General features: G+C 39.7%; 5 protein-coding genes and 1 tRNA gene. All 6 read right to left on the bottom strand.

Translation table 11 applies throughout. The features are described from left to right. Positions 1 to 277: 277 nt before the first annotated feature. The 6 genes from CWB75_RS16805 to CWB75_RS16780 all read right to left on the bottom strand — a co-directional run bounded on the left by CWB75_RS16805 (position 278) and on the right by CWB75_RS16780 (position 9,288). Complete coding sequence (locus CWB75_RS16805) at positions 278 to 1,072, bottom strand: LytR/AlgR family response regulator transcription factor (RefSeq protein WP_138571255.1); 795 nt, start codon at positions 1,070 to 1,072, stop codon at positions 278 to 280. Continuing rightward, a complete protein-coding gene (locus CWB75_RS16800) occupies positions 1,072 to 2,055 on the bottom strand; it encodes a sensor histidine kinase (protein WP_008111366.1) in 984 nt (327 codons plus the stop codon). Before CWB75_RS16800 ends, CWB75_RS16805 begins: the two co-directional genes overlap by 1 nt. Positions 2,056 to 2,188: 133 nt before the next feature. Continuing rightward, positions 2,189 to 4,717 (bottom strand): glycoside hydrolase family 3 protein, encoded by a 2,529-nt coding sequence (locus tag CWB75_RS16795; protein ID WP_138571254.1) that lies wholly within the window; start codon positions 4,715 to 4,717, stop codon positions 2,189 to 2,191. Between the two features lie 49 nt (positions 4,718 to 4,766). Beyond that, positions 4,767 to 5,543: a family 16 glycosylhydrolase gene (locus CWB75_RS16790; protein WP_138571253.1), complete on the bottom strand. Its 777-nt coding sequence runs from the start codon at positions 5,541 to 5,543 to the stop codon at positions 4,767 to 4,769. A 74-nt stretch (positions 5,544 to 5,617) separates the two neighbouring features. Further along, complete coding sequence (locus CWB75_RS16785; protein WP_138571252.1) at positions 5,618 to 8,302, bottom strand: TonB-dependent receptor; 2,685 nt, start codon at positions 8,300 to 8,302, stop codon at positions 5,618 to 5,620. A 909-nt stretch (positions 8,303 to 9,211) separates the two neighbouring features. Beyond that, positions 9,212 to 9,288: transfer RNA gene (locus tag CWB75_RS16780), tRNA-Arg, on the bottom strand. Between the last annotated feature and the right edge of the window lies 1 nt (position 9,289).

The raw sequence follows: 9,289 nt of genomic DNA, 5'->3' as shown, positions 1-9,289 counted from the left end.
GTTTTAGTTTTTAGGTTTTAGGTTTTAGGTTTTAGGTTTTAGGTTTTAGGTTTTAGGTTTTAGGTTTTAGGTTTTAGGTTTTAGGAATGAGAAGCTGCGCTGCTAATATAAGCAAGTTCTTTGTATATTTAAGTTTTTAAAGCTGTTATTCACAAAGAGGTTAAGAGCCGCTGCGCTTTTAGAGAAGTAATTAAAAATTTATAAGTCAAAAGCAACGTAAGCAAAGCTCTACGTTTACATTAAAAATGTTGGCGGTGGTGTTACCAGAAAACCACCGTTATTGTTTTATTAAGCTTTTTAAATTTTTACTGTACGTTCTACTCACCTTTAGGTTTTTTTCATTATCTAACACTGCCATGTATTCAGAGTTACGTAATGGGTTGAGCTGTTTTATGTGGCTTAAATTAACAATGGTTGATTTATGTATGCGTAAGAAGTCTTCTGGTAAGGTGTTTTTTTCAAGATCTTTTAAACGCGCTCGCATTACATAGGTTTCTATCAGTGTATGAACACACATATAATCGCCTGCCGCATCGATCCATAAAATATCTTTAAACGGAATTATTTGAATCGGGTTTTTAGCATCTTGGATCACTAAGTTTTCGGCTTCAAATTTATAGTCAGAATTAGCAGAAACGGCGATTTCGTCGGGGTCATTTTTCACCAATGACTGCTGTACTTCAATTAGCTCGTTTTTACTATTTAGCTTTGCAGTATTAATAACTCTATCAATCGCTTCAGCTAAACGGTCTAACTTAACGGGTTTAAGTAAGTAATCAAGTGCGCGCACTTCAAATGCTTTAACCGCATGTTGGTGAAACGCAGTAACAAAAATAACCGCTGGGCAGCTTTCTGGCTGAAAATGTTTAATTAACTCAAAGCCTGATTTTGTTGGCATTTCTATATCTAAAAAAACTAAATCTACGTCATGTTTGTTCAATATATTAATTGCTTCATCAACACTTTGGGCACTGCCAATCACGTCTATTTCGTCAAAAGCTTCCAAACGAATACGTAACCCTTCAATAGCGCTGTATTCATCGTCAACCAGTAAAGTTTTTAATTGAATCATTATTGCAAACCATTAATAGGAAGAGAAATACACAGCCATGCGCCGCCTGTTTTGGCATTGCCTTTTTCAATGTGGTGGCTGTTTCCATAGATTAATTTTAAGCGTTGCTCACAATTAGCTAAGCCTATGCCTCTTTTTGATTTTTTATTGTCGTTAAACCCTTTGCCAGTATCTGCAACTTTAATGAGCAATGCGGTTTTTGTTTTTTCAACATTGATTGTGATCACCATTTTTTGATCTGCTCGCATACCATGTTTTAAGGCATTTTCGACTAACGGTTGAATTAATAAAGAAGGGATTAATAAATCGTTGCATGGTTCATCAACGCTTATATTAACCTCTAACCGGTCGGTAAATCGACACTGTTCTATATCTAAGTAGGTTTTTAATATGGCAATTTCTTCTTTAATCGCTACTTTTTCAAGTGGGTCGGTATACAAGCTATGGCGCAGTAGGTCACATAGTTTTTCGAGCATATTAACAGCCTGCAAACTTTCTTTTTTTAAGATTAAGGTGCAAATGGCATTAATGCTGTTAAACATAAAATGCGGGTTAAGCTGGTATCGTAGCATTTTAAGTTGCGACTCTTTGGCAAGGTGCGTCGCTTCGGCGGCTTTTTGAGTTTGCTCTAAATTATCTAAATAAATTTTAATTGCATAATAAAAAGCAGTCCATGTTGAAAGCATAGTTAACGATGCTGACGTCCAAGTACCAAAGTCAAACCACGACATGGCAAGCCAGCCATTGCCATATAACCATTGCAAAGTGACCCACTTTATTTGTGTCCAAACTAATGTTGCAGTTAACAACAGTATTAAGTGTGATGCGACTTTAGTTTTGAATGCGTGCTTGCTTGAGCAGTTGTAAGCTCTTCTTAAAGCTAGCGTGATCAAAAAACCACATGTTACATCAATGATTAAATGCGGTATGTGTATTGACCACGGCTCTTCGCTGGGTATTTTAATCATCAGCTCAGTTAGCATTGCATATACAATCCAACCACAACTTTGAAATAACCAGAAAAGGTGGTTTCTGGGGTTTTTGGCATTCACATTCGTAGATCCAGTTTTAAAGGCAGCCGATTATCTGTTCTTTGTCGACTGCCATTGAGTGTGGCTAATTTGCGCAACTTAATTTTGAAGCATTATTATCTGGCTTCTTCGTTAAGGTTACATCTGCAATTGCTAAGCGTAAGTTACGACTAGTTATGCGCAGTACATCTGTTATCTCTGCAGATACATCGCCATCATTACAATTTAACGGTATTGCCAAAGTATGCCAGCGTTTATCAGACATTACCTTGTTTAACGATGAAAATTTAATGCTTCTTAAACAATTACTTTCGTTACACATAAGCTGTAATTTAGTGTCTTGCTCAGGCGCTTTATCTAACCGCAGTTTTAATTCAAGATAGGCGTTATTAAATTTGCTATCAAGTAGTTCAGGCTTTAAATAGCTTAGACTCAGCGTTGCATTAGCAAATTGAGATGGCCAACTAAATTGTCTTGCATCTTCTTGATACGACAAGTTCACAGACTGCATGAGCAGGCTTTTTTTATCACCACTGGTTGCCGATGAGCCGGTCGTTAAAACGTGTGCTGTTGTGCTATCTGTTAGTTTCCAAGTTAGGTTTTTAGCTAAGCTTCTTACAAACAAAGGCTGGGCATTACTTTTTACGTTCTTTCTAGGCGTGGTTTTTTCACTTAAGGCGGACATATTGATGCTGTCTTGATAAGTTAACCCATAACCATACGCAAACAAGGGATCGTAATTGGCATCACCACGGTTTAAATTAAATTGCTCATCGTATTTTGGCCATGAAAAACTCAGCTTACCGACAAAATCAAACTGAGCATTCCCTTGTTGGTCAGTGAGTAATACATCGGCAACACCTTGGCCTTCAGAGCCTGGCAACCATGCAGCAACAAAAGCATCAGATGCATTGAGCTCTTTATTTACCCAAAGCGGGCGGCCACTCAAAAAGACGGTGACAACAGGAATATTATCGGCCTTAAGTTTACGCAGTAATTTGAGAGCCTGTTTAGTTTCAGGCTGAAACTCTAGTCGTTCTATATCTCCAAACCACTCTGCATAAGGTTCTTCACCAATAACTACAATGGCTACGTCTGGCTTGGTTTTATACTCACCAGACTCACTTAAGCTTATTTCACCACCTGCTTTTAAAACGGATGATTGTAATCCTGAGAAAATAGAGGTCGCATTTAAAAAGTCACTGTTGGTGTTGTCAGTGCCTTGCCAAGACACACTCCAACCACCTGCTTGCATATTGATTGCATTAGCGCCTTTGCCGGCAACCAAAATATGGCTAGCTGGGTTTATTGGCAACAGGTTATTGTTGTTTTTTAATAACACTAATGACTTTCTTACCGCTTCTCTTGCCAGCTCTCGATGTTCAGGAGCACCTAACCATTGCGGGTATTGTGACTCAGGACGCGAGGATGGTTTACCCTTTGTAAACACACCCCAGCGAATTTTAGCTCTTAAAAAACGTCTAACAGCATCATCTATTCGTGATTGAGGTATAACACCCGCTTTCACTTGCTCAACAGTATTATGATAAAAGGCTTCAAAATGCTCTGGCACCATGATCACATCAACGCCCGCGTTAATTGCTTGCGCACATTGCTCTAAATCGCAGCCTTCTACAAACTTATGCGCATTCCAATCGCTTACAACAAAGCCATCAAAACCTAACTGGTTTTTAAGTACATCCGTTAATAAATGTTTATCGCCATGTACACGTTTACCATTCCAGCTATTGAAGGATGCCATAACGGATTGCACTCCCTCATTAATCGCTGAAAAGTAACCCGGGCTGTGAATATCTCTTAACCCTTTTTCATCAATTAGCGTATTACCGCGGTCAATACCTCGCTCAGTTCCTCCATCTCCCACAAAGTGCTTAGCGGTGGCAATACGGTTACTGCCTTTTAAAAAGTCAGCGCCTATGTCACCTTGAATACCAGTCACCATGTTACCCGCATAGTATTTAACTAAGTCAGGATCTTCTGAATAGCTTTCATAGGTTCTCCCCCAGCGATCATCTCTGACAACCGCTACTGTGGGTGCAAAACTCCACTCAATACCCGTGGCCGACACTTCCTTTGCTGTTGCTTGCCCTATACGTTTTATTAAATCGCCATCGCGCGCTGCGCCTAAGCCAATATTGTGTGGAAATAACGTAGCACCATACACATTGCTATGCCCATGCATGGCATCGGTCCCCCACACCGTCGGGATCGCAATACCATCTATGGTCGAATCCATAGAAGCCAGGTACATTTCATCTGCGTATTTTAACCAAGTAGCTTGATCCGCTCGTTTGTTACCATAAGGGGCGGTATTCCCGCCATTTAGATAAGAGCCAAATCCATACTTTTTCATTTGCTCGACAGTTAAATAGCCAATTTCTGGCTGTATCATTTGCGCAACTTTTTGCTCTATAGTCATTGTTTCGAGCAGTTTATCAATCTGTTTTTCAACGCCAGGATCACGCTTAAGTTGTGTGTTCACATAAGGCCAATTAACTTGCTGATTGTCTGCACTCAATACATTTTGGCAGTTGAACATGCCAAAAACAGGCAATAAGCAAAGTAATAATTTAGGGTGTTTTATTTTCGACATTTAAAACCTTTGAGATTAAATACTGTTTTATAAATACGGATTGATTAATTTAGTGTGGAATATATTCAATAAAATCATAATATGCCCATGAAGGGCTGCCGTAGTATTGACCCGGAAAGTAATTTCCTTGAGTCGAGTTGTCACCACTCCACTGGTTAATCATTATTTTTGTTTTATCAATTGGCCACGCATAGCTGGGAATTTCATTATTAGCTATTACGCCATCCCCATTGTCTTTGTACATCACTCTAATTGTTTTCTCGTTTCCTTGTGAGTCGAAGAGATACCAACGAATTGATGAACTAGACCAGTCAAAGCCAATGGTTAATAAGTTTTCTCTGTAATCAAGTCCGAATTGGCTTAAATCAATATCCTCTTCCCAGCTTTGATATGTGCCTCCTTGGGGCTGGTAGATAACATTGGTATGAACGACATTGCCTAAAGAAGGTAATAGTTCGATATCTATCTCTTGCCATGCACGTCCTGGCGAATCCCACCATGAGGTGTAAGTAAAAATAGAAGACACGGTACCGGCGATATTGCCCGACTTAACACTACCTTGTACCTTACCAAAACTATAAAAGTGATTACTTTGCAGCTCAGCACACGCACCTTCTGATAAGGAAAGAGTGATGCCGTGTTGACTTGGATTAATCATTCCTGGAGTAAATTCGCAGCCAAAAGGCGAGCCATTATCGCCACTACGTGCACTCCAAATACGAGTGTCAAATCCCCACGAAAAATCGTCTTTAAAATAGTTAGCGTATGTGGCGGGTGAAATAACTATAAGGCCAGCAACCAAGGTTGAAATTAACTTCGTTTTCATTATTAAATTCCTTATTTAATCAAGCACCTCCTACAGTACTTTAGCCTGTAGGAGGGTAATTTTTACTCGGTTATTTAGAATGAAAAACCCGCTCTCATACCGTAGTATCTCGGCATGCCAAAGCTGCCTTTGGGGATCCCTTTGCCAGTATTATTCCAGTATTGAATAGTTTCATCTGAGGCATTATTAACAAACACTTCTGCAAACCAGTTTTGTCCTTGCGGCTCATACTTAATAGAGGCGTTAAATACGGCAAATGCATCGCGGCTATCATCGATATATTTTGTTGCTTCATCTGGCACTTGAAATTCCATGTCATCTAAATGTTTATCAACATTCCATACCGTTGAGTACGACTCATCTTTCCAGCTGGCATTTAGCCATGCGTGAACAAAGCCATATTCTCCTAAGTTAAGTGTATGTGTGTAACTTATATTGGCGGTGAACTCAGGGGTCATTGCTAAATTATTCCCCTTAAGATTGGTAGCTAACAGGGTATTTTCAGGATCTTTTGATTCTTCATAAGAAATATCAAACAGATACTCCGCGTCGTAGTCCCATTTAGTATTCCAATCTTCAGTAACTTTTGCATCAGTCCACGTTACGTAACCACTAATTCGGCCATTTGGATACGGCTTCCAGTCAAACTCAAGCTCAATACCTTTTATTGTTGAACCAGGGACATTTTGTGTGTAATAAGCAATGACAGGTTTGTTTTGAAAATCAAGAACAGGCTCGCCATTACCGTCTAAAACGGGAGAACCATCTTCACCTTCGACTACAGATAAGCGCTCAACATTACCGATAGAGCCTACTGATGCATATTGCATATCGGTGTAGTCAGTATAGAAAAATGCCGCTTTTAAGTTTAATGAGTTATCAAAAAAGCTTGATTTAGCCCCTAATTCCCAAGTAAGTACTTCTTCTGGATTAAACTTGGTTTCAAAACGAGTAACGTCACCGGTTCTGTCATTTACCACTTCGTAAACATCACCAATACCACCGGCTTTAAAGCCACTGGCAAGATAGGTATAAACCATGGTTTCAGGTGAAATGTCATAATCTAAACCGACACGAAAATCATGGTGTTTCCAGCTTCCCTTATTGTCGTTTTCAAAGTACGACGCATAAATAGAAGGGTCTTCGTAGTAATCAACAGGAAGGTTATTTAAATCAGTTCTATTTAACCAACCTACGGCGCAGCCATCAGCATTAGAACAGCGATAGGTTTTTCCGCCTTTATCTTCTTTTGTTTCATCACTAAATCGATAGCCAAGTGTTAGGTGTAACTTTTCAGTTAAGTTGTATGTACCTTGGCCAAATAATGCGAGGGCATCGGTAGAACGATCGGGTTGATCCCAAAACGCTTTGTCATCCATAGGGTTATCGTAATAACCTAAGGTTTTTGTTCTTTCATGAAAGTAATTTATACCTGCAATCCAGATAAAGTCGCCATATTCATCAGATTGTATTTGCAGCTCAGTTGAAAAAGATTCTGCGCCAGTGCCGCCTAAAAAGTAAGTTGCGCCATCCCAAGGGTCTAAACCTACTTCACTATCTTGTGCTGAAGAGCGCTCCATATCTTCATAGCCCAATAACCAGACAAGCGAATATTCATCGTTTATGTCGTAGTTAAGGGTATTTCTTAAGTACGTGATGTCTAAATTAAGCTTACCGGGCACATTTACAACCGCCTGATAAGTATTATCGCTGGGTAAAAAGTTGGTGCAGTCACCACCTAGTTCAGCACTTCTGCCGCGAATTTTATCGCAGTTAACTAAATCTAGGTTGTTGTTGCTATCATTTACATACTTTTGAAAAACGGTGTGGTTTGAAAAATTACCATCTAAAGGCTCCCATAGGGTGCTAACTCTAAATGAATATTCATCTGCATTATTGTAAAAATTGCTTTTATCAGCTGGTGTTAGTGCGCGAACTTTTTGCGCTTCTGGATCTGTGCCAGCGCCATCTATCCACCAGTTTTCTCGTTGGGTAATTGTTTGACCCACACCTTGATAAGAATCTTCAGAGATTACTGGCGCATTAAGAATATCGTCGCTTAAGCGTCTTGAATCATATTGGTTAGGATCGTAATACCCTTCTAAATAAGAATCCCGTTTCAAGCCTTTTCCTGAAAACCTAACGGCAAATTCATCATTAATAGGAATATTTAAAACGGCATCAATATTTTTACTATTAAAGTTTCCCGCTTCGATACTAACGTTGCCATATAAGTCGGTAAACTCTGGCTTTGCTGAAATAACATTGATACTACCCACCGTTGAGTTACGACCAAATAGGGTGCCTTGTGGGCCCCTTAGTGCTTCAACTCTGTCTATGTCATACATCAATGCAAGGGCACCTTGCATACGTGGTGAGTAAATACCATCAAGGTGAACACCCACAGCCGGATCGCCAAGCTCAGTAATATTGGTAGAGCGTACACCTCGCATAGAAATAACTGGCGCAGCTTGATCTGTTGCAGTTGAAATATCTAAGCCAGGAACTAAGTTAGCAATATCCTTAACGCTATTAACACCGTTTCTTTTCAGCTCGGCTTCAGTTAATGCTGTAATGGCAACAGGTGTTTCCATTAGTCTTGTTTTGCGCTTAGTTGCTGTTACCGAAATGATTTCTAATGAAACTGTTTCTTTTTCTGACGCTTGCTTTTTATCCGTAGAAGCTTCTTGAGCATTCAATGGCATTGAACAAGCCAGCGCAACGGCTATTGATAGTGCTGTTTTATTTATTGTGTGCATGTTTGACCTTTTGGATGTGTGTGTAAACGTTAAACTTTGTTACTTTTATTTAACAGTCTTATAGTATCCATACGGCTTATTTTTAATACTAGTCAAATACGCCAAGGCGAGTTAGATATAATACAAACCGAAATTGCTCTCTAATTTATGAAGCCAAAACTAGATAAATCTCGAGTATTTTCTCCGTAGTCTAGCCTTTTGATTCTATTTCAGACACAAAAAAACCGACTTAGTGTCGGCTTATTTATAAAAGCGGTAGACGCAGGATATCTCTTGTAAGGGTGAACCTGTGACTGCCTGGTTCGTAGCTAGAAGAAGCGGCACATCTCCGTGAGCAAGCAAGCCCTTCGTCTACATTGAAAAGTTGGCGGTGGTATTATTTCTAGACCGTAGCTTACAGGCATTCAAATACTCATAGTGATTTTGAACTTCTCATTTACTCCTCATTCATTTCTCTTTGTGCATTTAGGTTTTTAAGGGCGTTATTCACAAAGAGGTTAAGAGGCGCTGCGCTTTTAGAGAAGTGACTGGATACAAAATTTAGCGGTGTGCATAATTGGGTTTAACTAATATCTGAAAGCTTTCTCAAATTTCAGGCACAAAAAAACCGACTTAATGTCGGCTTATTTATGAAAGTGGTGGGCGCAGGACGTGTCTTGTAAGAGTGAACCTCCGATCGTCTGGTTCGTAGCTTACTACTTTTCCATATTCACTTTATTTCAGACATAAAAAAACCGACTTTCGTCGGTTTCTTTTCTATTAACTTTAATAGTAATAGAAAGTGGTGGGCGCAGGACGTATCTTTTAAGAGTGAACCTCTGACCGTCTGGTTCGTAGCTTGCTACTTTCCCATATTCACTTTATTTCAGGCACAAAAAAACCGACTTAATGTCGGCTTATGTATGAAAGTGGTGGGCGCAGGAGGATTCGAACCTCCGACCGCCTGGTTCGTAGCCAGGTACTCTATCCAGCTGAGCTATGCGCCCA

This window comes from Pseudoalteromonas sp. S1608 (assembly GCF_005887265.1).
GTDB lineage: Bacteria > Pseudomonadota > Gammaproteobacteria > Enterobacterales > Alteromonadaceae > Pseudoalteromonas > Pseudoalteromonas undina.
This window is presented reverse-complemented; position numbering and strand designations above follow the sequence as displayed.

Bases quoted from the DNA above. Each gene is read 5' to 3' on its own strand.
- CWB75_RS16795 (WP_138571254.1), bottom strand. From the start codon at position 4,717: ATGTCGAAAATAAAACACCCTAAATTATTACTTTGCTTATTGCCTGTT.
- CWB75_RS16805 (WP_138571255.1), bottom strand. From the start codon at position 1,072: ATGATTCAATTAAAAACTTTACTGGTTGACGATGAATACAGCGCTATT.
- CWB75_RS16785 (WP_138571252.1), bottom strand. From the start codon at position 8,302: ATGCACACAATAAATAAAACAGCACTATCAATAGCCGTTGCGCTGGCT.
- CWB75_RS16790 (WP_138571253.1), bottom strand. From the start codon at position 5,543: ATGAAAACGAAGTTAATTTCAACCTTGGTTGCTGGCCTTATAGTTATT.
- CWB75_RS16800 (WP_008111366.1), bottom strand. From the start codon at position 2,055: ATGCTAACTGAGCTGATGATTAAAATACCCAGCGAAGAGCCGTGGTCA.